At 62.1% G+C, this 21,368-nt stretch carries 19 protein-coding genes; 12 read left to right on the top strand and 7 right to left on the bottom strand.

Features of this window, described 5'->3' with window-relative positions:
* Nucleotides 1-93 precede the first annotated feature (93 nt).
* Complete coding sequence (locus ACN0SY_RS04940) at nucleotides 94-657, bottom strand: GDYXXLXY domain-containing protein (protein ID WP_417684982.1); 564 nt, start codon at nucleotides 655-657, stop codon at nucleotides 94-96.
* On the bottom strand, nucleotides 654-2,141 hold the full coding sequence (locus ACN0SY_RS04935) for a DUF2157 domain-containing protein (protein WP_417684980.1): 1,488 nt from the start codon (nucleotides 2,139-2,141) through the stop codon (nucleotides 654-656). Before ACN0SY_RS04935 ends, ACN0SY_RS04940 begins: the two co-directional genes overlap by 4 nt.
* Nucleotides 2,142-2,143: 2 nt before the next feature.
* Between ACN0SY_RS04935 and ACN0SY_RS04930 the strand changes: the two genes are divergently transcribed.
* From ACN0SY_RS04930 to ACN0SY_RS04910, 5 genes are all read left to right on the top strand, one after another.
* A complete protein-coding gene (locus tag ACN0SY_RS04930) occupies nucleotides 2,144-3,481 on the top strand; it encodes an NAD(P)H-dependent oxidoreductase (protein WP_417671993.1) in 1,338 nt (445 codons plus the stop codon).
* Nucleotides 3,482-4,007: 526 nt separating this feature from the next.
* A complete protein-coding gene (locus tag ACN0SY_RS04925) occupies nucleotides 4,008-5,132 on the top strand; it encodes an NADH:flavin oxidoreductase/NADH oxidase (protein WP_417684978.1) in 1,125 nt (374 codons plus the stop codon).
* Between the two features lie 347 nt (nucleotides 5,133-5,479).
* Nucleotides 5,480-6,490 carry an ABC transporter substrate-binding protein gene (locus ACN0SY_RS04920; RefSeq protein ID WP_417684976.1) on the top strand — a complete coding sequence of 337 codons (1,011 nt, stop codon included), beginning with the start codon at nucleotides 5,480-5,482 and terminating at the stop codon, nucleotides 6,488-6,490.
* A gap of 184 nt (nucleotides 6,491-6,674) precedes the next feature.
* Complete coding sequence (locus tag ACN0SY_RS04915; protein WP_417684974.1) at nucleotides 6,675-7,466, top strand: ABC transporter ATP-binding protein; 792 nt, start codon at nucleotides 6,675-6,677, stop codon at nucleotides 7,464-7,466.
* Nucleotides 7,463-8,230 carry an ABC transporter permease gene (locus ACN0SY_RS04910; protein WP_417684972.1) on the top strand — a complete coding sequence of 256 codons (768 nt, stop codon included), beginning with the start codon at nucleotides 7,463-7,465 and terminating at the stop codon, nucleotides 8,228-8,230. Before ACN0SY_RS04915 ends, ACN0SY_RS04910 begins: the two co-directional genes overlap by 4 nt.
* A 58-nt stretch (nucleotides 8,231-8,288) precedes the next feature.
* On the opposite strand, the gene ACN0SY_RS04905 is transcribed toward ACN0SY_RS04910, so the two are convergent.
* On the bottom strand, nucleotides 8,289-9,221 hold the full coding sequence (locus ACN0SY_RS04905; RefSeq protein ID WP_417684970.1) for an alpha/beta hydrolase: 933 nt from the start codon (nucleotides 9,219-9,221) through the stop codon (nucleotides 8,289-8,291).
* Between the two features lie 289 nt (nucleotides 9,222-9,510).
* Between ACN0SY_RS04905 and ACN0SY_RS04900 the strand changes: the two genes are divergently transcribed.
* Nucleotides 9,511-10,215, top strand: coding sequence for an AAA family ATPase (locus ACN0SY_RS04900; protein ID WP_417684968.1), 705 nt, complete (start codon nucleotides 9,511-9,513; stop codon nucleotides 10,213-10,215).
* 62 nt (nucleotides 10,216-10,277) lie between these two features.
* Here the strand turns inward: ACN0SY_RS04900 and ACN0SY_RS04895 are convergent, their stop codons facing one another.
* A complete protein-coding gene (locus tag ACN0SY_RS04895) occupies nucleotides 10,278-10,637 on the bottom strand; it encodes a winged helix-turn-helix transcriptional regulator (protein ID WP_417684966.1) in 360 nt (119 codons plus the stop codon).
* 98 nt (nucleotides 10,638-10,735) lie between these two features.
* Here ACN0SY_RS04895 and ACN0SY_RS04890 point away from each other — a divergent pair, with 98 nt between their 5' ends.
* From ACN0SY_RS04890 to ACN0SY_RS04880, 3 genes are all read left to right on the top strand, one after another.
* Nucleotides 10,736-11,467 (top strand): MBL fold metallo-hydrolase, encoded by a 732-nt coding sequence (locus ACN0SY_RS04890; protein ID WP_417684964.1) that lies wholly within the window; start codon nucleotides 10,736-10,738, stop codon nucleotides 11,465-11,467.
* Nucleotides 11,468-11,589: 122 nt separating this feature from the next.
* A complete protein-coding gene (locus ACN0SY_RS04885) occupies nucleotides 11,590-13,284 on the top strand; it encodes an alpha/beta hydrolase (protein WP_417684962.1) in 1,695 nt (564 codons plus the stop codon).
* Nucleotides 13,285-13,490: 206 nt separating this feature from the next.
* A complete protein-coding gene (locus ACN0SY_RS04880; protein WP_417684960.1) occupies nucleotides 13,491-15,086 on the top strand; it encodes a peptide chain release factor 3 in 1,596 nt (531 codons plus the stop codon).
* A gap of 15 nt (nucleotides 15,087-15,101) precedes the next feature.
* Here the strand turns inward: ACN0SY_RS04880 and ACN0SY_RS04875 are convergent, their stop codons facing one another.
* The gene (locus ACN0SY_RS04875; RefSeq protein ID WP_417684958.1) at nucleotides 15,102-16,022 is read right to left on the bottom strand and encodes a LysR family transcriptional regulator; all 921 of its coding nucleotides are present in this window, start codon (nucleotides 16,020-16,022) and stop codon (nucleotides 15,102-15,104) included.
* A 96-nt stretch (nucleotides 16,023-16,118) separates the two neighbouring features.
* On the opposite strand from ACN0SY_RS04875, the gene ACN0SY_RS04870 reads away from it, so the two are divergent.
* Together ACN0SY_RS04870 and ACN0SY_RS04865 are read left to right on the top strand one after the other, a co-directional pair.
* Complete coding sequence (locus ACN0SY_RS04870; RefSeq protein ID WP_417684956.1) at nucleotides 16,119-17,369, top strand: MFS transporter; 1,251 nt, start codon at nucleotides 16,119-16,121, stop codon at nucleotides 17,367-17,369.
* 112 nt (nucleotides 17,370-17,481) lie between these two features.
* Entirely contained in the window at nucleotides 17,482-18,015 is a 534-nt protein-coding gene (locus ACN0SY_RS04865) for an isoprenylcysteine carboxyl methyltransferase family protein (RefSeq protein ID WP_417684954.1), read from the top strand.
* A gap of 24 nt (nucleotides 18,016-18,039) precedes the next feature.
* Here the strand turns inward: ACN0SY_RS04865 and ACN0SY_RS04860 are convergent, their stop codons facing one another.
* Both ACN0SY_RS04860 and ACN0SY_RS04855 read right to left on the bottom strand, forming a co-directional pair.
* A complete protein-coding gene (locus ACN0SY_RS04860; RefSeq protein WP_417684952.1) occupies nucleotides 18,040-18,702 on the bottom strand; it encodes a flavodoxin reductase in 663 nt (220 codons plus the stop codon).
* Between the two features lie 96 nt (nucleotides 18,703-18,798).
* A complete protein-coding gene (locus ACN0SY_RS04855) occupies nucleotides 18,799-20,610 on the bottom strand; it encodes an ABC-F family ATP-binding cassette domain-containing protein (protein WP_417684950.1) in 1,812 nt (603 codons plus the stop codon).
* A gap of 169 nt (nucleotides 20,611-20,779) precedes the next feature.
* On the opposite strand from ACN0SY_RS04855, the gene ACN0SY_RS04850 reads away from it, so the two are divergent.
* Nucleotides 20,780-21,277 (top strand): BA14K family protein, encoded by a 498-nt coding sequence (locus ACN0SY_RS04850; RefSeq protein ID WP_417684948.1) that lies wholly within the window; start codon nucleotides 20,780-20,782, stop codon nucleotides 21,275-21,277.
* Nucleotides 21,278-21,368 lie beyond the last annotated feature (91 nt).

Raw genomic sequence — 21,368 nt, 5'->3', positions numbered from 1 at the left:
GTGGCCCAAGCGATGTCGCCCGGCCGTTTGGACTGCCGGAGATCGTGCCCCGGCTTCAGGTGTTGGCCCTCTTAAACCCGGCACCGGCCAAGGTCAAAAGGCGGCGTCGGATTTGAAAGGTTTTCCGTCGATCAGGAGGCGCAGCGGCACGGACCGTCCGTCCGGGGCGAGAGAGACGACAAGCTGCACCCGTGAGGCATCCAGGCGCTCGATCTCCTTGCCTTTACCTTCCGCCAGGTAGAAGGCATCGATGCCGTAGTCGACCGTGAGCACTGCGTCCGGTGTTGAGGCGACTGAGGTGATAGTTCCCTTGATCGCCGTCTCTCCGGCAAGATCCCGCGTTTTTGCGACTGACACTGCACGGTAGACACCATCTGCATCGGCCCTCAGGCCAACGAAGACGGTTTCACCCGCGACAGGCTTGCCGAAGCTCGCTGCGGCCGCTTCGGGAATTTGGCGAATATCAAGGTTGATGACGACATAGTCGCCGCGCAGAAGATCTCGCGGATCGACGGGACGGGTCGCCAGAGGGATCTCTTCCCCCGTCATCTGGACTTCCAGCCGGTCAGCAAACGGCACGGCGATGAGACCGAGCTGGATCACGGCGAGCAGGCCCCATCTGGCCCAGGGTGAGCGAAGCAGAGGACCGCGGGTCATGTCTTGCCTCCTGCCTGCGCCCTCAGGGTCCGGCTGCGTTTCATCAGCCGCGTCACGCCCCAGGCAAGGGCCAGAAGAACCAGGCCCGCGATCAGGAAGAACAGCGACTGGCCAAGCAGGCTCCCGACCGTCACATCGAGAAGGTAGAGGATTGTCGCCGTCAATCCGGCATAGCCGCAAAGGGTCCAGAGCGGCACGTTGTAGAGCGTGCCGAGCAGGCTGATCGCGATCAGCCCGGCAAGCGACAGGACCGCCGTCAGAAGGATGCTCTTGAAGGCGAGGGACAGCGCGATCGCACCAAGGGCAACCAGCACCGCAATGAACAACCAGCGCGATTTCGGCGTCTGGAACGCGAGCAGCAAGCCCGTTGCGGCCATGGCCAGTGCCAGCGCAAACGCGATGGCGACCGGCGGGGTCAGGAGCGCAGCGCCTAGCGGGGAGGTGGTGAATTCCTCACCAGCGACCAGTTGCACTGTCAGCAGCGTTGCCAGGATCGCAAAGCCGGCGGCCTGCGCCGCGCTCATCATCAACCAGTTGCCTTGAGAACGCTGCGGGTAGGAACTGGACCATTTGACATAGAGATCGCAGAGCTGTCCGACCTGAACCATGCAGGCCGCAAGGCCGCCATATCCGAGAATGACGGCGGCAAAGCTGATGTCACCCGCAGGGTCAATCGTGCGTGTCGTATCCGCCAGCCAGCGGCCATAGGTGACGAGCAGCAGGGCAATGGCAGCCCAGCGGCCGAGCCGATGCGGATAGGCGACGGGATGCAAAAGGATCACCGCGGTGATGGCAGCGCCGATCAGGCTTTCCGCTGCAACCGCGTCGCCGAATTCTACGCGCCCGGTCTGCCAGGCGATTGCGGCACAGGCGGCGACCATAAGCGAAGCCCTTGATCCCGCGACCCAGGCAGAGGCGAGCGCGCCGAGGCAGACGAGAAACGCGCCGCCGGACCAATCCGAGGGAAGGTGGAAGATCTGCCCGACCAGTGCCATGCCGCCGACGAAGACCAGGGTGGCGAAGGCAGTCGCAAGATCGGCGATCCCCCTGCGTCCCGTGGAGGCGGCCCGGGCGGCCAGCATATGGGCACCGCCGACGCACAGCGCGATGCCGATCAGCTTTGCCACGCGTGGAATGCCGTCCCAGTTTGCAGCGATGAAGGCGGCGATCGCCAGCGCGATGCAGACAACGCCGATTCCGCCCAGCACCATGGGGATTCGCGAGCGGCCGTCGCCCTCCTCGAGCGTGGCCAGAATGCGCGAGGCTCCGTCGGTGGTCACCCAGCCCTTGGCGTTCCAGGTCTCGAGATCCTGGCGCAGGCGTTTGTGGTAAAAGTAATCCAGCATTCCGAGGCTAAGGCCGTTTCCCGTCCGTAGATACAGCTTCAGACATACCGCAGGTAATGGCGTGTTGACAGCCGTAATCGTTGCCGGTTCGATGGTGGCAACGCTCCGGGTTTTCGCCCGGGTGCCTTGGGAGGACATTCATGAATTTATCGCGCATGCTCGGCCAAAGGGCCGACGCTGGCCGTCCCGTTCGCGTCGGGCTGATCGGCGGGGGCAAGTTTGGCTCAATGTACCTGACACAGGCCCGCCTGACGACCGGCATCCATGTGCTGGGCATTGCGGACCTTAATCCGGACCGGCTGCGTGAAACGCTGAAGCGCTGCGGCTGGCCGGAAGAGCAGAGCGACACGGGCTCCTTTGCCGCCGCGCTCCAGTCGGGCCGGACCTTCATCACCGACAATGCCATGGACCTGATCGAGGCCGATGGGCTGGACGTCCTGATCGATGCCACGGGCGATCCCGCAGCCGGCATTCGCCACTGCCAGGCGGCGATCCGCAACGGCCGCCACATCGTCATGGTCAATGTGGAGGCAGACGCCCTCGCCGGGCCGCTGCTCGCGCGGCAGGCGGAGAAGGCCGGGCTGGTCTATTCGCTCGCCTGGGGCGATCAGCCGGCTCTTGTCGCCGAGCATGTGGACTGGGCGCGCACCTGCGGCTTCAAGGTTGTCTGCGCGGGCAAGGGTACGCGCTACCTGCCGTCCTATCACCAGCTCACCCCCGACACGGTCTGGGACACGCTGCGCACCTATCTGGCGCTGGAACATCCCGAGCAGATCAATCTGAAGATGTTCAATTCCTTCCTCGACGGCACCAAGTCGGGCATCGAGATGACGGCGGTCTGCAACGCCACGGGTCTGGTCCCGCAGGACGATGGCCTGTCCTTCCCCCCGGCCAGCCGGTTCGAACTGTCGACGGTCTGCAAGCCGCGGGAGAACGGCGGCACCTTGAGCCGGACCGGCACGACGGAAGTCACGTCCTCGCTCTACCGCGATGGCAGCGACGTCGAGCATCATCTTGCCATGGGCACCTATGTGGTGATCGAGGCCGAGACGGACTATGCCCGCCAGTGCTTCAACGAGTATCACATGCTGGAGGATGATACCGGCCAGTTCGCTTCGCTCTATCGCCCGACCCACATGATCGGCATGGAGCTCGGCCTGTCGGTCGCCTCTGCGGCGCTGCGCGGTGAGCCGACCGGTTCGGCGATCGGTTTCCACTCCGATGTGGTGGCGACCACCAAGAAGGCCATGAAGGCCGGCGAGATGCTCGACGGGGAAGGAGGCTTCACCGTCTGGGGCAAGCAGTGCCCGGCGACCACCTCACTTGCCGCCGGCTATCTGCCGCTCGGCCTGTCGCACAACGTCAAGCTCCTGCGCGATGTCGTTGAGGGTCAGATGCTGATCTGGGACGATGTCGCCATCGACACGACCGAAGAGGCCTACCTCTTCCGCCGCGACATGGAAAAGGCCTTCGGGTGAGGGGGCAATAGAGCGCCGAGCCTTTCGGCATATTCAGCGGTCATCCCCGCCTTGTGCGGGCGGCAATGCTATACCGGCTCTATCGTCCTCCCACGGCTTGACCATGGGATCCATGCCGTCCCGGCCTTGAGCCGGGACCTGGAACCTCTGACATCTGCGGCTAGAACGGGACTGCGGTGTGCCGGTTCCTGGATCTTCGCTATCGCTCCGTCCGGGAAGGCGTCGAGGGCACTGAGCCCGCCTTGTTTGAAGTGGTTCCCTCTCCCTTGGGGAGAGGGTTTAGGGTGAGGGGGCGAAGCCGGCGGGATCGCAGGCACTTGCTCCCCTCATCCGGCCTGATAGGCCAGCTTCTCCCGATGGGAGAAGGAATTGGCGGGCCGCCAGCGCTTTGCATGTGGCCTCAAGACCGTATCACGGCAAACTGTTTCGCCCTTTTCCCCGGACGTGCTGCTCTGGTAATGAAAACGGCATGATATGGACGGCGATAGTTCGCCGTCCCGGCACCTCTGATCGACCGGAAACCCGCATGACCTCTCAGCTGTTCTCGCCGCTCACCCTGCGCGGTGTCACGCTTCCCAACCGCATCGCCATTTCGCCCATGTGCCAGTATTCGGCTGGCGAGGGCTTCGCCAATGACTGGCATCTGGTTCACCTCGGCAAATATGCGCAAGGAGGCGCCGGGATGATCTTCACCGAGGCCGTTGCCGTCAATCGCATCGGACGCATCACCCATGGCTGCCTGGGCATCTGGTCCGACGAGCAGGCGGCGCATCTGGCGCGCATCACCGCCTTTCTGCGCGCTCATGGCTCGGTTCCCGCAATCCAGCTTGGTCATGCCGGTCGCAAGGCCTCGATGCAGCGCCCGTGGGAGGGCAATGCGGTGCTGACCGATGAGCAGGTGCGCAAGGGCGAGACCCAGTGGCGCATCGTTGCACCGTCCGCTTTGCCGCTGGCCGACGGCTGGCCGGTGCCTGCCGAAATGACCCATGCCGAGATTGCCGAAACCGTCGCCGACTTTGCCGCCGCGGCGCGCCGCGCTCACGTCGCAGGCTTTGATGTTGCCGAAATCCATGCCGCTCACGGCTATCTGCTGGCCAGCTTCCTGTCGCCCCACGCCAACAAGCGGACCGACGATTATGGCGGCAGCCGGGAGAACCGGGCGCGGGCCCTGTTCGAGGTGACAGATGCAGTGCGTGCCGCATGGCCCGACGACAAGCCGCTGTTCGTGCGCATTTCGTCCGTCGATGGCCGCGAGGACGGCTGGGACCTGGATGACAGCGTCTGGCTCGCCGGGGAATTGAAGAAACGCGGCGTCGATGTGGTCGATTGCTCGGCAGGCGGGATTTCCGGACCGGCTGCACCGCGCACTCCGCCGCCCGACGGCTTCCAGGTGCCCTATGCGGACCGGATCAAGGCCGAGACCGGTATCATGACCCAAGCCGTCGGTCTGATCACCCGCGCCGAACAGGCCGAGGAGATCGTCGCCAGCGGCAAGGCGGATATCGTCGCCATTGGCCGCGAAGCCCTGTCCGATCCGAACTGGCCGTTGCATGCCGCCGACGCGCTCGGTCACGACAAGGCTTTTGCCACCTGGCCAGCGCAATATGGCTGGTGGCTCGACAAGCGCCGCCAGAGCACCGGCCGCTACTAGGCTTTAGCCTTTTCCGACAGGAATGCACTCGGAAATGCCCGATTTCCGGGTGCCCGCGACTGTTGGTGCTACTTGTGGCGGCATCGAGCTCAATTGTCCCATGCTCGAATTTTTGGCTTCATGGTCAAAAAAATTTGGAGTTCAAACGCTTTAGCTGTTCCGGGTGAGGAGGGTGTTTGGGGGTCAATGATCTGAAAGGAAAAGGGAATTCCTTCTCCATAGGCGCCCTGATGAAATCTGCGCCAGCTTCATGATACGGAATTGATCAGACTTAAATCGTGCTTGCTTCTTGTGCAGTTGCCTCTCAAGAATTGTGATCAAACGATCACCTAACAGAGGGGACTATCATGCGTCACATTCTGGGCATGGCTGCGGCCATCGCCATGTCGGCAACTTCGGCCTTTGCGGCCACCGACATCAAGTTCACGCTGGACTGGAAATTCGAGGGCCCGTCCGCGCCGTTCTTCATTGCAATCGACAAGGGCTACTTCGAGGCTGAAGGCCTGAATGTCACCATCGATTCCGGCGCCGGCTCGCGCGAGTCCATTCCGCGCGTTGCCACCGGTACCTACCAGATGGGCTTCGGTGACGTGAACGCCCTGATCAAGCTGATCGACGAACAGCCGGACCTGAAGGTCAAGGCCGTGATGATGGCCTACGAGCGCCCGCCGTTTGCCGTGATCGGCCGCAAGAGCCTTGGCATCACCGGAGATCCGAAGTCGCTGGAAGGCAAGACGCTCGGTGCGCCACCGCCAGATGCCGCCTTTGGCCAATGGCCGGCCTTTGCTCAGGAAGCCGGTCTTGATACCTCCACGATCAAGATCGAAAACGTGGGCTTCCCGGTGCGCGAGCCGATGCTCGCCCAGGGCCAGGTTGACGCCATCTTCGGCTTCTCCTTCTCGTCCGTCCTGAACCTCAAGGCCCAGGGCGTTGCCGAAGACGACATCGTGCCGATCATGATGGCCGAAAACGGCCTCGACATGTACGGCAACGTCGTCATGGTGAACTCGGACTTTGCCGCCGAGAACCCGGAAGCGGTCAAGGGCTTCGTCAAGGCTCTGATCAAGGGCTATCTCGACGCGATTGCCGACCCGGCAGCAGCCATTCCGCACGTCATGGAGCGCAACGAAGTTCTCGACAAGGACATCGAGATCGAGCGTCTGACCATGGCCGTCAATGACTCCATCGCCACCCCGGCGGTCAAGGCCAATGGCTTTGGCGGCGTCGACATGGACAAGCTCGCCAAGACCATGGAATTCCTGAAGGTTTCCATGGGCGTCAGCGACACGCCTCCGGCGCCGGACAAGGTCTTTGATGCCAGCTTCCTGCCGCCGGTAGAAGAGCGGATGGTCAAGTAAGCGGAGAACCTCCAATTGCGAACCCATGTTTCGCGGAGGGGCAAAAGACCCTTCTCGAAGCATGGGCCAGAAATCTCAGCCATCTGCCCATCCTTCGAGACGCGGTTCTGACGAACCGCTCCTCAGGATGAGGGAGGTGGCTGATTGCGAGAAAAGGTGGGGCATCCGCCATGGGAAATAGCACGTGACAGGATTTGTCGAACTGAGAGACGTACGGCTGACCTATGGTGGGAAGGCCGATGGAACGCTCGCCCTTGATGGCCTCGATATGAGCGTCAAGAAGGGCGAATTCGCCGCGGTGGTGGGACCGTCAGGCTGTGGCAAGTCCACCTTGATGAAGCTTGCAACGGGTCTGATCAACCCGCAGGCCGGCACCGTCGAAGTCGCAGGCAAGGAGGTCTCCGGACCGGTCTCGATCGCTGGCATGGCGTTCCAGAACCCCTCCATGCTGCCCTGGCGCACGACGCTTGAGAACGTCATGCTGCCGCTGGAAATCGTCCAGCCGCACCGCTCGAAACTGAAAGCCGAAAAGGCCGCCTATATCGACAAGGCCGAGGCGCTCCTGGAGCTCGTCGGGCTCAAGGGCTTCGGCGACAAGTTTCCCTGGCAGCTCTCCGGCGGCATGCAGCAGCGCGCGAACCTCTGCCGGGCGCTCGTTCATGACCCGGCGCTCCTGATGCTGGACGAACCCTTTGGCGCACTCGACGCCTTCACCCGCGAGGAACTCTGGCAGGTGATGCGCGACCTGCACGGTGAGAAGGGCTTTACCGTGATCCTCGTCACCCATGATCTGCGCGAGGCGGTCTATCTCGCCGACCGGGTCTTTGTCATGAGTGCACGCCCTGGCAAGATCATCAGCGAACGGCATATCGAATTTGCGCGTCCACGCCCGATCGACCTGACCTATGAGGCAGAGTTCAACGACATCGTCCACGACCTGCGTGGCCAGATTGCAGATGCGAGGGCAGTGGCATGACCAGCGAAAAATGGATCAAGGCAGCGCCCTGGCTGTGGTCGATCGGCCTGTTTGTCATCTGGGAACTGGCGGTCCGGATCTTCGAGTTTCCGGTCTATATCCTGCCGGCGCCAACGGATATCTGGGCGGCCATCGTCAAATACTGGTCGCCGATCTGGAAGAACTCTCTCCAGACCATGTTCACGACCGTCCTGGGCTTCCTGCTGGCCGTCGTCGGCGGTCTGGCACTGGGCCTTGCCATCGGCTGGAGCCGGGCGATCTACGCCGGTCTTTATCCGCTGATGATCGGCTTCAACTCGGTCCCGAAGGTCGCCGTTGTGCCGATCCTCGTGATCTGGTTCGGCATCGGCACCATTCCGGCCGTCCTCACCGCCTTCCTGATCGCCTTCTTCCCGATCGTGGTGAACGTGGCAACCGGCCTTGCCACCATCGAACCGGAGATGGAGGACGTGTTGAGAGCGCTTGGCGCGAAGAAGATGGACATCATGCTGAAGGTCGGGATCCCCCGGTCGATGCCCTACTTCTTCGGCTCGTTGAAGGTTGCGATCACGCTGGCCTTCGTCGGCTCGGTGATTTCCGAAACGGTCGCGGCCAATTCCGGCATCGGCCACATGATGCTGGCGGCCCAGTCGCAGTTCAACGTGCCGCTCGTCTGGGCCGGTCTTGTTGCTCTGGCAGTGCTCGGCATAGCCATGTACGCGATCATGGCCTGGCTCGAAATGCGCATGACCGGCTGGGCGCATCGCGGCGCCAACCGGCCGTGACGTAGGAAAATGTTGAAACTGAAAGGGCGGCTCCGAGCCGCCCTTTTGCTGTTCCCGCCTACTGCGAGAACATCCAGTTCAGCACCAGTCGCCAGTCGGTCATTCGGATCGGGGTGCCGTGGGTGCCTGTGTCGAACAGGGTGAACTTGATCGGATAGCCGGATACCGACCCCCGGATTTGCTTGAAGAAGTTGGCCTGGGTTTCCCAGTTGTAGACCGTGTCGTCGCTGCCGTAGCCCATGTAGATCGGGACGCGGCGGGCGGGGGCTCCGGACGACAGGAAGCCGGGATCCTTCGGCGAGCCGAGCAGCATGATGCCGTCCAGCATCGAAGCGTAGCCACCGTTCTTCAAAAGGTTCCAGCAGATTATGCCGCCCATGGAGCCGCAGGCGACGACCACCTTCGCACGCGGGGACAGCTGCTTCTGGTGCTGGATGAGGGCCGCGATGTCCTGCGTGCCCTTGACGCCGAAGTCTGCGAACTCTGCGGACAGGAAGGTGCCGCCGTTTCGTACCATCAGGTTCTTGATGCGGTTGAAGTTGCCGCCAAAGGAAACGTCGTTCATTCCCTGGAAGCGGTTGCCGCCCTGGCCGTGGATGTAAATGACGACCGCATTGGCGCCGCCCTTGGCCTTGCCGACGCCCATGTAGCGCACCGTACGGCCGTTGGCCTTCAGCTCGTAGTCGTTCTGGCTGCGCCGCGGCTTGTAGGAGACATAGTGACCGTAGACCTCGCGCTCGTCGACCTTGTCGCGGTCGCGCAAGTCGCGCTGCTTTGAATATTCGACAACGATGAAATCGCCGCCGAAAAGCGTTTCGGTGATCTTCGGATAGCGGAACAGGTTGTCCTTGTAGGGAGCCAGCAGGTTCGCATGAGCGCTGTTCGTCACTCCTGCACCGATCAGTACGGCCAGTCCGGCAGCCAGAAGTTCCCGTTTTCCCGTCATCATCCTCTGCCCTAGCGCCAGACGCATCATGTCTCCACCGTCCATTTCATTTGTGCCGAGCCTAACGCCGCCGACTGGCCGTCGCAATCTGGGCCACGCATTACGAGGGGAACTATCCGCCGGTTTCGCGGCAATTCTCTGGCTTGCCTCCGCGCTCGCCCATAGCTCGTAAAAAACAACCATGGCGTTTCGCCAAATCGTGGAGAAACCATAAGCGATTGATGCAAAACGCAATCTGCAATTCCAGTTAATCAATTGGTAACCATAAACTGCGGACAATCCTAACAAATAAACGGTCCAGAAGGGGCCGGATAACCGGATCAGGAGAACCGTAATGCCAGTGATTTCTTTCGCGAATGCCAAGGGCGGGGCGGGAAAGACAACTGCAGCTCTTTTGCTGGCGACCGAAATTGCCGATCGCGGAAAAACCGTGACCATCTTCGATGCGGACCCGCAGAAATGGATCTCGACCTGGGCGGACCTGCCCGGCCGGCATCAGAACATCGAGGTCATCAGCCAGGTCACGCCGACCTCGATTGTCGAGCAGATTCAGGATGCGAGCGGTCAGAGCGACTATGTCATCGTCGATCTGGAAGGCACCGAAAACCTCGTCGTCGCGAATGCGCTGTCCATGTCGGATCTCGTGGTCGTGCCGATCCAGGGCTCAAGCATGGATGCACGCGGCGGCGCCAAGATCCTGACTCTGATCTCCAAGCTGGAAAAGATCGTCAAACGCGACATCAGTCATTGCGTGGCGCTGACGCGCACCAATGCGGCGGTGACCACGCGCGCTCTCAAGGCGGTCCAGGAGTTCCTGGCGGTCAAGGGCATCGATGTCCTGATGACGCCGATTGTCGAACGTGCTGCCTATCGGGATCTGTTCGAATTCGGCGGAAGCCTGCGGTCCCAGGATTCCAAAACCATCGCAAACCTCGACAAGGCTCAGGAAAACGCGGCGCTGTTTGCGGCCGAGGTTCTGGAAAAGGTGCGCGTCGAGCCGCGGCGGCGCTGGTACGACGTTTTCAAGAAGGCTTCCTGATCTCCCCACAGCGAAGCCCATAAAACCACAGACTTGAAAGGCGCGGATCCTCCGCGCCTTTTTCATGCGTGCTCGCTCTGCCCATCCTCTGCTTGAAGCGCCCAGTCGTAGATTTGTTCCAATATGCGTGCGAGGCCTTGTCCCCGTGGCGTCAGGCTGTATCGCACACGGCTGAGCGCATCTCCGACTTCCGAACGTGATACGAGGCCGGCATCCTCCAGCTCCCGAAGTCTTTCGGTCAGAACCTTTCGGCTGATGCCGGGAAATACCCTCGTCAGTTCCAGGAAGTGCTGTGGCTGAATGGCAAGGCAGTTGATGATCTTCGGCGTGTGCTTGCCGCTTATGCTCTTCAATGTGTCGGCCACTGGGCATCTGTCCAGGTCGCCATCAATGACCCAAGGCTCGTGAACCTCTGGTTTCATGTGCTCCTCCAACAGGTTACCGAAAAGTGCCTAATTGAGCAGCCGCAATTCGGCCGTTAGGGCTGGGCACACCCTATGATGCGCCTGGAGCTGCTGCAATGCCCGTAACACCGACAATCGATGTCATTCCCGTCATGCCGTTCGGCATGGTCAATGCGTTCCTGATCATCGCCGGAACCGTAGCCGTCCTGGTCGATACGGGCCTGCCGGGCGCCGAAGTGCAGGTCGAAAGAGCGTTGGCTCGAAACGGGCTAAGCTGGAAGGACGTGAGCCTGACCATCATCACCCATGGGCATATCGATCATGCCGGTGCGGCTGTCAGGATCCGGGAATTGTCCGGTGCCCCGATCGTTCTGCATGCGGCCGACGCGGAGTACTGCCAGGGCAAGCCGCCCCTCCTCAGGCCGACAGGAACCTTCGGTCGACTGTTCCGCAAGACCGGGGCCATAGAAAGTCCGTTCCAAACGTTCGAGGCCGACACGCTTCTGAGCGGCGATGAAATGCTGGACCTGCGCCCCTACGGATTGGCAGGCCGTATTCTCCATACCCCGGGCCATACCCCCGGATCCCTTTCTGTGCTTCTTGATGACGGAACGGTCTTTGCCGGCGACCTCGTTGCGTCGGGCATCTTGCTTGGCGGCGTTGTTCTGCGAAACCGGCCAAAACGCCCACCGTTCGAGGAAGATCACGCGCAGGTGGCAGCTTCCCTTCGACGGCTTATCGACCTTGGAGCTAAACGGTTTCTGCTTGGCCATGGCGGCCCTTTGGGCGTCGACCCGGTTCGGGGGCACATTGCCCGGCTGCGGCGGCTTTCCAGCCCGGGAGCCTGAATCCCCTGAATTTTCTGGTGTTCAGGCGAGGTCCTTCGTAAAAACGGCGAGGCATTGAAAAGACCAACAGTTTGACCGGGGACGAAAGGGAGCCAGAGGGGCATGTCGTCAGGGGATCGAGAATGAAAGTGCCGGTCCTTGCACATCTGTCGCAGCCTGCAGCTCTTCCGTTGGCGCTGGGAATGGTCTTTGCCGCAGCATCGCTCACGCCGTCTCTCGTCCCGCGTGAATGGGCTCTGCTGGGTCTTCTGGCCGGCCTGGTTCTTGCCATTGGCTACATGCTCGGGCGCCTTGTCCAGACCCTCTGGCGAGCGGTTGAATTTCCCGAAGCCCGCGGGACCTGGCTTTTCGTCTTTCGCGTTGCCATTTTCGTCCCGGCATTGGTCCTGCTCGTTCACAATCTCCTGCGCGTGACCGACTGGCAGAATTCGGTGCGGGCGCATGTCGGAATGGAGCCGGCCGAGGACGTCACCATGGCCGGCATCGTCCTGCTGATGGCGGGCGTCTTCACTGTGCTCTATCTGCTGGGTTTCGTCATCCAGTGGCTTTTCGATCGGCTGCGGTTCCGCCTCTACCGCTACATGGCGCCGCGAGCGGCCGGGACACTTGGCCTCGTGCTGCTGGTTGGCATTGCCTTCATCGTATCGCGTGACTGGGTTCTTCCGGCGGTCCTCCAGGGGCTCGACAACACCTATGAGACCGCGCAGAACCTTTTTGACACGGCACCGCCGCCGCCTGGAAACGGCAGGGTGCCCGGCGGTCCCGGTTCTCTTGTCAGTTGGGAGAAAATGGGTCAGCCGGGGCGCAACTTCGTCACCCGTGCGCCGAGCGCCGCCGAAATCTCCACGTTTACCGGCCGCCCGGCGACGGATCCCATCCGCGTCTATGTCGGCCGCTCGCAAGACGACAGCGCAGAGGCGCGCGCCGAGCTTGCGCTTCAGGAACTCAAGCGCCTGAACGCCTTTGACCGGAAGATTCTGGTCGTCGCAAGTCCGACCGGAACCGGATGGCTGGATCCCGGTGGTCACGACACGCTCGAATTCATGCATGATGGCGATATCGCGACCGTTGCCGTCCAGTATTCCTACATGCAGTCGCCCATGGCGCTGATCTTTGAAACCCGCACCGGTCTCGATCAGGCAACCGCCACCATGCGCACCATTTACCGTCACTGGCGCAGCCTGCCGCAGGATGGGCGACCTCGGCTCTACATGCATGGCCTTAGCCTCGGTGCATGGTCGTCCATGTATGCCTTTGACATCTTTCAGATGATCAACGAGCCCATATCCGGAGCCCTTTGGACCGGTTCCCCCTTTCCGTCCTATCTCTGGGGGCGGGTGACGGCTGCCCGCAACGACGGTTCGCCCTACGTCCTGCCCAAGGTGGAGGAGGGCGAGGTGATCCGCTTTGCCTCGCAATACGTCACGCCGAAGGAACAGGGCGAGACATGGGGGCGGATGCGCATCGCTTTCCTGCAATATGCATCCGATGCCATTGTCTTCTTCGACCCCAACTCCTTCTGGCGCCCTCCGGTCTGGATGCGCGAACCTCTTGCGCCGGACGTGTCGCCCGAGCTGCGCTTCATGCCGGTCGTCACCCAGCTGCAGCTCGGGCTCGACATGCTGCTGGCGACACATGTGCCGGACGGCTTCGGTCACAACTATGCCGCCGGCGACTATATCGAGGCCTGGGCCGCCGTCTCGCAGCCTGAGGCCTGGAATGCAAAAAAGGCAATGGCCCTGAAAACCCTATGTGAAGGCGTGCCCGGCGCGGGCTGCAGCCTCTCTGCAGCCTTGAAGGCGGCCGAAGGCAAGTAGGGGTACGCGGACCGTCGTCAGAGGCGGAAAACACTGGCAATTTGACGACGCATTCTCTAGAACCTTGCGCCAACGACGAAACATCCGATCCCGGGAGAATGGATCTGGCGCGCCCCTCTTGCGAGGCAGTTGCTGCAAGCAAGACGGAAGCCTGCGCCTGAAGGCCCTTTGCCCGCCGGGTTCCGTAATGGATCCAGGAGTTATCCATGTCCGCCAATGGCGCCAGCTACAAGAACCGCCGCACCTTCGCGATCATTTCGCACCCGGATGCCGGTAAGACGACCCTGACCGAGAAGCTGCTCCTGTCGGGCGGCGCGATCCGGGCCGCCGGCCAGGTGCGTGCCCGCGGCGAGCGCCGCCGCGCCCGATCCGACTGGATGAAAATCGAGCAGGAACGCGGCATCTCCGTGTCGTCCTCGGTCATGACGTTCGAGCGCAAGGGCATCATCTACAACCTGCTCGACACGCCGGGCCACGAGGATTTCTCGGAAGACACCTACCGCACGCTGACCGCCGTCGATGCGGCCATCATGGTCATCGACGCCGCCAAGGGCATCGAAACCCAGACCCGCAAGCTGTTCGAGGTCTGCCGCCTGCGTGACATTCCGATCATCACCTTCGTCAACAAGATCGACCGCGAGGGCCGCCATGCCCTGGAGATCCTCGACGAGGTTCAGGAAGCCCTCGCTCTGGATGTTTCCCCGCAGACCTGGCCGGTCGGCATGGGCTCCGACTTCTTCGGCGTCTACGACTGGCAAAAGCAGGCTTTTCACACCTCTGAGGGCGAGCGCGGCGGTCCGTTCCGCCAGACCAAAAAGGTCTCCGGCCTCGATGATCCGCAACTGACAGACGTGGTCTTTGACCGGATCATGGACGAACTCACCGAAAACGTCGAACTGGGCGCTGAGGGCTATGCCGCCTTCGACAAGGAGAGCTTTCTGGAAGGCCATCTGACGCCGGTCTTCTTCGGCTCGGCCCTGCGCGACTACGGTATCGAGGAACTGCTCGACTTCATCGCCGACTTCGCCCCGCCGCCCCATTCCCAGAACGCAACGGGCGGCCGCGTCATTTCGCCGGACGAGGACAAGGTCACAGGCTTTGTCTTCAAGGTGCAGGCCAACATGGATCCGAAGCACCGTGACCGCATCGCCTTCGTGCGCCTGTGCTCGGGCACGTTCAAGCGCGGCATGAAGCTGAAGCATGTGCGCGCCGGCAAGCAGATCGCCGTGACCGCTCCGATCTTCTTCTTCGCCGAGGAACGCGAGATTGCAGAGGAAGCCTTCCCGGGCGACGTAATCGGCGTACCGAACCACGGCCAGCTGCGCGTTGGCGACACCCTGACCGAGGGCGAGGAAATCCACGTCACCGGCCTGCCGGCCTTCGCGCCGGAAATCCTGCGCCGGGTGCGCCTCGGCGACACCATGAAGGTCAAGCAGATGCGCCAGGGTCTGCAGGATCTCGCCGAGGAAGGCCTCGTGCAGATCTTCAAGCCGGACATCGGCTCCAACTGGATCGTGGGCGTCGTCGGCATCCTGCAGCTCGACGTGGTTGTCGATCGTCTGAAGGCCGAATACGGAGCGGAGATCGACTTCGAGCCGGTCAACGTCTCCACCGCCCGCTGGATCGAGACCGACCAGGCCACCTTGCAGAAGATGATCGAGAACCACCGCATGTCGATCGCCGAGGACCGCGACGACCGTCCGGTGTTCCTGTTCAAGAACGCATGGGAAGTCGGCTACATCACCGAGAAATACCCGAACGTGAAATTCCGCGAGACCCGCGAGATCGTCTACGACGCGTGAGGCGGTGCTCCCGCCTCAGTCACTGTCGCTGACGGTCTGGATACCAGTGCCGATCTGCTTGCGCGCCAGGTGCAGGAAGTTGCGGGCCGGGGGCACGAGACGGCCCTTGCGATAGGCCAGAGCCAGAGAGACCAGCCGCGGCGCACCTGTCAGCGGCCGGAAGGCGACCCCTGCCACCTTGACCTGGGCGATGGACCTCGGCACCAGCGAAACGCCGAGCCCCGCGGCCACCAGCGACACGATCGACACGATCTGGGACGCCATCTGACCCGGGCGAGGGGCAAAGCCCGCTGCCCGGCAGGCGTCAACGACTGCATCAAGAAGGCCGATGCCGACGCTGTGTGGTGTCAGGATGAAAGGGTCTTCGGAAAGCCCGGACAGGTCGATCGGCGCTTCCTTCTGCGCCAGAGGGTGTGAGCCGGGCAGGGCGGCGACAAGCGGCTCGTCGGTGAGGAATTCCTCCGTCAGTTCCTTGGGGTCCGAGGTGGACGGGCGCAGGATCGCCATGTCGATCCGGTCGTCCAGAAGAGCTTGCACCAGCGCCAGGGAGTTCGCCTCCGTCACTTGCAGTTCGACGTCCGGAAAGCCTGTGCGATAGGCGCGGATACAGGCGGGCACGATGCCGTTGAGCGCTGCCGTTCCGGTATAGCCGAGCCGCAGAAGGCCGGTCTCGCCTGCCGCTGCCTTGCGCGCCTGCCGAACCGCCTCGCTTGCCTGTCCGGGCAGGGTGCGCGCAATGCGCTCGAATGCCCGCCCGGCTTCCGTCAGCTCCGCCCCGTGCGGTACGCGTCGGAACAATTGGGTGCCGATTTCCGTCTCCAGCGCCTTGATCTGCTGGCTGAGGGGCGGCTGGGCAATGCCCAGGATTTCCGCCGCGCGAGTGAAATTTCCCTCGTCGGCCACGGCGAGAAAATAGCGGATGTGGCGCAGTTCCATCTCGTCATACTCATTGGATATGAAGTTTGATCAATCCATATATTAGATTAATTGAGACGCGCCCGCTATCTCTCTCGCTGAAAGGAAACTCTCAGCATGCGCGCGCTCAATCCTGCCGAACTGGAAAACTGCCCTCCCGCACCGCGCGATCTTGCGCCGGGCGAAGACGTCTGGATCACGCAGGGCTCTCGCGACTACACCAGGGCAAAGATCGCTCTGTTCCTTGCCGGTTTTGCCAGCTTTTCGCTGATCTATTGCGTGCAGCCTTTGCTGCCGGAGTTTCCGGCCCAGTATGGCGTCAATGCCGCCACCGCTTCGCTCGCCCTGTCACTGACAACCGGCATGCTTGCCGTCTCCATCCTGATCAGCGGCGCGCTGGCCCAGTCCGTCAGCCGGCGCAAGCTGATGTTTGGCTCCATGGTCATGGCCTCCGTGTTCAACATCCTCGCAGCAAGCGATGCCGGCTGGGGCTGGCTCCTGGCTGCACGCGCTGCTGAAGGGTTCGTTCTTGGCGGTGTTCCGGCGATCGCGATCACCTATCTGGCCGAGGAGATCGACCCGAAAAGCCTTGGCCGCGCGGTCGGGCTTTATGTCGGGGGCACGGCGTTCGGCGCCATGGTCGGGCGGGTCGGCATGGGCCTGGTCTCGGCCTATTCGTCCTGGCAGACGGCAATGGTGCTGCTCGGCATCCTGTGCGTCGCGACCTCCGTCGGTTTTCTGCTCCTGCTGCCGCCCTCGCGCAATTTCCGGCCGAGCCGGTCGCGCCTGTCCGAGCACCTTGCCATCTGGATGAGCCATCTGCGCAATCCGGCGTTGCTGCGGCTCTATCTGATCGGCACGATGCTCACCAGCGTCTTCACGACGGTCTTCAACTACTCGACCTTCCGACTGGTCGAGCCGCCTTATTCGCTTGGCCGTATCGGCGTCAGCCTGTTGTTCGTCACCTATGCGCTGGGGATTTTCGCCTCGGCCTATGGCGGCGCGCTGATCGATCGTCTGGGCCGGCAGACCATGCTGATTGCCGGCTTTGCCATTACGCTGATGGGCCTTGCGGCAACCCTGATCGAAACCCTGTGGGGCCTCGGTCTTGGCGTTTCACTGATCACCATCGGCTTCTTCATTGGTCACGCTGCGGCAAGCAGCGGCGTCGGGGCGGCAGCCAGCCGGGCCAAGAGCCATGCCACCGCGCTCTACCTGCTGTTCTATTACGCCGGTGCCAGCATCACGGGCTGGGTCGGTGGCTGGTTCTGGATCCATGGCGGATGGGATGCGGTCGCGGCGCTGACGGCCATGTGTGCCGTTGGCGGCCTGGCTCTGAGCATGGGAACCGCGTCACGCAACGCGTGATCCTACGCGTCGCGGTTGCGGTTCGCTGAACCCTTCTTTATGAAAACTCAACGATGACGGGGTGCTCAGCCTGCCAGGTATTCACACCGCACCTCGGACCTAAGGGTTTTTAATGCCGAGTTTTATGATCGCCTTCATAGTCGCTGCAGTCGTTCTCCGCTTCCTCACACTCTTCGTGTCCATCCGCAACGAAAAGCGGATGAAGGCCAACGGCGCGGTCGAGTATTGCGCTGGTACCAGCACACTTCTTGCACTGACCCACATCGCTTTTTATCTGGCCGCGATCGGAGAGAGCGTCTGGCAGGGTGCTCCCGTCACGGGCCTGACCTATTTCGGCATGGTGCTCTATGCCTTGGCGATGCTGGCGCTCGTCTGGGTGATCAGTGTGCTCGGGCGCTTCTGGACCGTTAAGGTCATTGTCGCGCAGGACCATCAGCTGGTCACGAACCGCGTCTTCAACGCCATCCGGCACCCGAACTATTTCCTCAATATCATTCCGGAACTGATCGGCTTTGCCCTCGCTCTACAGGCCTTGGGAACGTTGATCGTCGGTCTACCCGTCTATCTCGTCGTCCTGATCCTGCGCATTCGCCAGGAAGAGGCAGCGATGCGAGAGCATTTTCCTGCCTATGGTGTGGTGGATTGACCCCGCCTCACCCGTAGGTCCCTCTCAGTCGCTCAAGTCAACCGCATCGGCCTTCACGCCAAGCTTGTCGAGCGACTTTTGAACCGCCTCCATCATGGGCGGCGGGCCGCAGAGATAGAAGCGCTGGTCGAAGTCCTCCACCTCGCCGCGAATGAGATCGGCGTCGACCTCGCCATGGTGCATGCCGGGTTCTTTGTCCTCGGACAGGACGTGGACAACCTTCAACTCGGGCATCCCGGCCAGTTCGTCCCGGCAGATGATGTCCTCGGTGCGCTTGTTGGCAAAGATCAGCGTGTAGCCATCGAGAGAGTGCTTCTCGCGCTCCTTGCGCAAGATGGCGAGAAACGGCGTGATCCCGGCGCCGCCGGCGATGAAGACACCCTTGCCCTTATTCCGGAAGGTCTTGAACGGATCGTCGATGAGCACCGTCTCGCCGGGCTTCATGTCATGCAGCCGCGTGGTGACGCCGTCGTGGTCCGGATATTCCTTGATGGTGAATTCCAGATACGGGTCTTCCGGCAGTGATGTCATGGTGAAGGGGCGCTTTTCATCGCGCCAGCCGTCGACGTCCAGCGCAAGCTCCGTTGCATCGCCAACCTGGTAGTCGAAACCTTCAGGGCGCTCCAGACGGATACGCTTGACGTCGTGGGTGACCGGTTCGATGACGAGGATCTTCGTCTTGTGCATGTATGTCTCCTTCTTTTCTTGCGAAGGAAACGGTTCGGGTCCGGCGTGGTTCCGATTTGATGCAGGGTCCAGGTCAAGGCGTCCTGGACCCTGCGATTAACCTTCCATCTCTTCCTTGAGCATTTCCAGCTCCAGCCACTGCTCCTCGGCCTTGTCCTTTTCTTCGGAGAGTTCAGTGATCTTCGCCGTCAGTTTGGCGAATTTGTCCGGATTGGCGGAATAGAGCTTCGGGTCGTTCATCTCGCCCTGCAGCTTTGCAAGCTTCTTTTCCAGATCGGCAATCGTATCCGGCAGCGTCTTGAGGAGATGCTGCTGGGTGAAGGAGAGCTTCGACTTCGCTGAAGGTTTGGGCTTTTCCGCGGCAGGTTTGTCCTTCTTCGGCGCGGCTGACTGTTTCTCGGACTTGCGTGCGGTGACGCCCTCGCCGCGCTGGGCGAGCATGTCGGAATAGCCGCCGGCATATTCCTGCCAGTTGCCGTTGCCCTCCGACATGATGACCGAGGTGCAGACCCGGTCGAGGAAGTCACGGTCGTGGGAAACGATCAGCGCCGTGCCCTGATAGTCCGCCAGCAGTTCCTGAAGCAGGTCGAGGGTTTCAAGGTCCAGGTCGTTGGTCGGCTCGTCGAGCACCATCAGGTTGGAGCGGTTGGCCAGCGCCCTTGCCAGCATGACGCGGGCCCGCTCGCCGCCCGACAGAACGCCGACCGGGGTGCGCGCCTGTTCGGGGGAGAACAGGAAATCCTTCATGTAGCCGATGACGTGCTTGGTCTCGTCGCCGATGACGACCGTGTCGCCGCGTCCACCGGTGAGGACGGAGGAGAGTGTGTCGTTCGGGTCGAGGTTCTCGCGCTTCTGGTCGAGGGTGACCATTTCCAGATTGGTACCGAGCTTGACGCTGCCGCTGTCCGGGGTCAGTTCGCCGGTCAGCATCTTCAACAGCGTCGTCTTGCCCGCGCCGTTGGCGCCAACGAGGCCGATCCGGTCGCCGCGCTGGATCCGGGTGGAAAAGTCGCGGACGATCACCCGCTCGCCGAAGCTCTTGGCAATATTCTTGGCCTCGATCACCAGCTTGCCCGACACATCTGCATCGGTCGCGGCCAGCTTGGCGGTGCCTTGTGGACCCCGATGGTCCTTCTTCTGCTTGCGCAGATCTGCAAGCTCCCGCACCCGGCGCATGTTGCGCTTGCGCCGCGCCGTCACGCCATAGGTCATCCAGTGCTCTTCGCGCTTGATCTTCGCGGCAAGCTTCTGCTGGTCGATCTCTTCCTGTTCAAAGACCTCGTCACGCCAGGCCTCGAAGTGGCCAAAACCCTTGTCTAGGCGCCGCGAGGTGCCTCGATCGATCCAGACCGTCGCACGGGACAGGTTTTCCAGGAAACGCCGGTCGTGGGAAATCAGCACGATGGCGGACTTGAGGCTCTTGAGCTCGCTTTCAAGCCATTCGATGGCCGGAAGGTCGAGGTGGTTGGTCGGCTCGTCCAGAAGCAGGATGTCCGGCTCGGGGGCAAGCGTGCGGGCAAGGGCGGCGCGGCGCGCTTCGCCGCCGGAAAGCGCTTTCGGATCTTCCTTGCCGGTGAGGCCAAGCACGTCCAGGAGATACTGACCCCTGTAGGGATCATCGCCGGGGGCAAGGCCTTCGTTGACATAATCGAGCGTCGTCGCGTAGGCGGACAGGTCCGGTTCCTGCGGCAGATACCGGATCGTGCGGCCAGGCTGGAAAAAACGCTCGCCGCTATCCGGCTCGACGGTCCCGGCCGCGATCTTTAGAAGCGTCGACTTGCCCGAGCCGTTGCGCCCGACAAGGCACAGGCGTTCGCCTTCGGAAACGGAAAGCTCCGCGCCTCTCAGGAGGGGCGTGCCGCCGAAGGTCAGGTGAATGTCGCGAAGGGTCAGAAGCGGTGGGGCCATGGAAAGCGGATATGTCTTCTTGATGGAATGCCGAAGGGCGATTGGCGTCAGGAAAACGATCCGGCGGCCAAGTGCAAGCGCTTTCGTTGCAGGCGGTCCAGATTTCGACCTGATTTCGCGTTAATGTCTTTTTCCTGCGCTGGGGAGCGGCATACGGGAGCGGGAATTTATGACCGGGATCGTGACTGAACACCTTCCACGCCTGAAGGCAAAAGCTGGCTTGCGCTCTCTCGTGATTGCCTGTGCCGCCTTGATTTCACTCGCAGCCGCAACCGCAGAAGCCGAGGCGGGCGGCCGCCACCATTATCGCGGCTACCATGGCGGCGTCTGGGTCGGAGATGGCGCAGCCGTTGCAGGTGTCGTCGGACTGGCTGCCGCGGCGCTTCTGGGCGCGACACTTGCAAGCCCGCGCTACAACGGTGGTCCCGTCTACTACGATCCGCCACCCTACAGCTATGCTCCCCCGCCGTACCCTGCACCGCCCGTCGTCTACGCACCTCCGCCCTATCCCTATCGCTCGCGCGCATACGTCGTGCCACGCCACGCCGGCATCGGGGCTCCGTTCTCGCCGGAGTGGATTGCCTACTGCGCCCGCAAGTACAAGTCTTTCAATCCGCGCACCGGCACGTACCTGGCCTACAGCGGAAGGGTGCGGATGTGCCGCTAGGGTTGTATGGCAGGTTGAGTAAATCGGAATAAAAATTCTCGGTTTGCTTGGTTTGGGCAAGTTCCTCCCGCTGTCGTGACGTAAATTGCAC

Origin of the sequence: Roseibium sp., assembly GCF_048261595.1 — a bacterium.
Lineage (GTDB): Bacteria > Pseudomonadota > Alphaproteobacteria > Rhizobiales > Stappiaceae > Roseibium.
The sequence above is the reverse complement of the archived record's forward strand: the minus strand, read 5'-3'. Positions and strand labels throughout refer to the sequence as shown.

Coding starts and splice junctions, on each gene's coding strand:
- ACN0SY_RS04940 (WP_417684982.1), bottom strand. CDS start 657: ATGACCCGCGGTCCTCTGCTTCGCTCACCCTGGGCCAGATGGGGCCTG.
- ACN0SY_RS04935 (WP_417684980.1), bottom strand. CDS start 2,141: ATGTCCTCCCAAGGCACCCGGGCGAAAACCCGGAGCGTTGCCACCATC.
- ACN0SY_RS04930 (WP_417671993.1), top strand. CDS start 2,144: ATGAATTTATCGCGCATGCTCGGCCAAAGGGCCGACGCTGGCCGTCCC.
- ACN0SY_RS04925 (WP_417684978.1), top strand. CDS start 4,008: ATGACCTCTCAGCTGTTCTCGCCGCTCACCCTGCGCGGTGTCACGCTT.
- ACN0SY_RS04920 (WP_417684976.1), top strand. CDS start 5,480: ATGCGTCACATTCTGGGCATGGCTGCGGCCATCGCCATGTCGGCAACT.
- ACN0SY_RS04910 (WP_417684972.1), top strand. CDS start 7,463: ATGACCAGCGAAAAATGGATCAAGGCAGCGCCCTGGCTGTGGTCGATC.
- ACN0SY_RS04905 (WP_417684970.1), bottom strand. CDS start 9,221: ATGGACGGTGGAGACATGATGCGTCTGGCGCTAGGGCAGAGGATGATG.
- ACN0SY_RS04900 (WP_417684968.1), top strand. CDS start 9,511: ATGCCAGTGATTTCTTTCGCGAATGCCAAGGGCGGGGCGGGAAAGACA.
- ACN0SY_RS04895 (WP_417684966.1), bottom strand. CDS start 10,637: ATGAAACCAGAGGTTCACGAGCCTTGGGTCATTGATGGCGACCTGGAC.
- ACN0SY_RS04890 (WP_417684964.1), top strand. CDS start 10,736: ATGCCCGTAACACCGACAATCGATGTCATTCCCGTCATGCCGTTCGGC.
- ACN0SY_RS04885 (WP_417684962.1), top strand. CDS start 11,590: ATGAAAGTGCCGGTCCTTGCACATCTGTCGCAGCCTGCAGCTCTTCCG.
- ACN0SY_RS04880 (WP_417684960.1), top strand. CDS start 13,491: ATGTCCGCCAATGGCGCCAGCTACAAGAACCGCCGCACCTTCGCGATC.
- ACN0SY_RS04875 (WP_417684958.1), bottom strand. CDS start 16,022: ATGGAACTGCGCCACATCCGCTATTTTCTCGCCGTGGCCGACGAGGGA.
- ACN0SY_RS04870 (WP_417684956.1), top strand. CDS start 16,119: ATGCGCGCGCTCAATCCTGCCGAACTGGAAAACTGCCCTCCCGCACCG.
- ACN0SY_RS04865 (WP_417684954.1), top strand. CDS start 17,482: ATGCCGAGTTTTATGATCGCCTTCATAGTCGCTGCAGTCGTTCTCCGC.
- ACN0SY_RS04860 (WP_417684952.1), bottom strand. CDS start 18,702: ATGCACAAGACGAAGATCCTCGTCATCGAACCGGTCACCCACGACGTC.
- ACN0SY_RS04855 (WP_417684950.1), bottom strand. CDS start 20,610: ATGGCCCCACCGCTTCTGACCCTTCGCGACATTCACCTGACCTTCGGC.
- ACN0SY_RS04850 (WP_417684948.1), top strand. CDS start 20,780: ATGACCGGGATCGTGACTGAACACCTTCCACGCCTGAAGGCAAAAGCT.